Genomic DNA, 1353 nt, shown 5'->3' with positions numbered 1-1353 from the left:
TCACCGCGGCCCTCTGAACCCATAACGATGACACAAGTGTTCTCAATCACTTCTTTGGGGGCGATTAGCTGCCACAGCTTTGTGAATACTTGAGCGTTGAGCTGCTGTACCATGCGGCTAACCACGCTGACTTTTACCCCGTTTTGCTGCTGCGCGCGGATGTAGCGACCGATCAACTCCACCGCTTTATCTAAACTGCTCATATCCTGCGCATGCTCAATCTCCATACTAATGAGCTGTGAGTGTTGACCGACGTAGGCGATCAAATCACTTTGCGCTAATACGCCTATAACCGTGTCGCTGTCATTTAAGACAGGTAGGCGATGGATACGGTAGCGCGTCATCATCAATAGCGCATCACCAATCTCACTTTTATCTTTGATGGTATGCAGATTAAAGCTGGCATAATCTAGACAGGGGGTAGTAGCAGGATCTTTTTGATCACTGACCGCGCGGCAAATATCATGATCACTCAAGAGCCCTAAAGTACGATCGGATTTAGGCGGTACTACCGAGTGTGATACCTCGCTTTGTCTCATCTTAGTGTGCTCAGATGAGCGCACCAGCACATGCTTGAGACCGGCGTCCATCATGATACGCGTGGCTTGATATAAGCTGCTACTTGCAGCAACGATATGGACGGGTAGTAAAGTGACATCGGTAACGGGTTGCAAAAGGATTTGTTGTACCTCTTGCTGGGCGGTGTAGCTATTAGTGCCCGCAGCCTGATTGCTACGTCTAAGTTCAAGCGCTTTTAGACGCTCAGAGAGCTTGTCGGATAACAACTGACGCACCAGATAATTTTGCGCGCCAATCTTGTCGATAGCGCTGCCATCAACTTGAAGTAATAACGAGTCCTCTACCGCACAAAACTGGTAATACTCAGGCGAGTGACCCATCTCACCGTTTTTGTCGGTGCGCTCAGGAGTACGGCGGCTATCAAACCAGTCATTACTGTTTAAATGCTTGGTATGGTTGTTACCTAGGTAAGTGGCGACGAATTCATCACCCAAGCGCTGCTCAATTTGACCTTTTAAAACCACAAAAAAATACTGTAAATCATCGACAGCCAAGGAGTCATCTTTAGCAAGATAGCGCACTTGGGTATGTTTTTTGACGCTTAGACGCTCATCAGCGCTTAACACATCAAAAGGCGGCTGGGTAAAATCAAGCTGAGGCATGACATCTTCCTTTTAGTGCTATTTAGTCTTACTATAGCACTATCCCCGCACAAATCCACAATAACATCATTGTTATCAAAATATCATGTTACGATCAAAGAGAAGAGAGTCTGTCATGTTAATCGGTCAGCATTGTACGGATACGGCGAATGGCTTCACGACTCTCCTCAAC

The 1353-nt window shown here is 46.9% G+C and carries 1 protein-coding gene; it reads right to left on the bottom strand.

Annotated elements, in window-relative coordinates; genetic code table 11:
- Positions 1–1181, bottom strand: a 1181-nt coding sequence (locus tag ACTXGO_RS16415; RefSeq protein ID WP_443574930.1) for a CBS domain-containing protein, incomplete at its 3' end; no start/stop codon positions are given.
- Positions 1182–1353: the final 172 nt, after the last annotated feature.

The sequence above is a fragment of the Psychrobacter sp. T6-1 genome (assembly GCF_052258445.1).
This window is presented reverse-complemented; position numbering and strand designations above follow the sequence as displayed.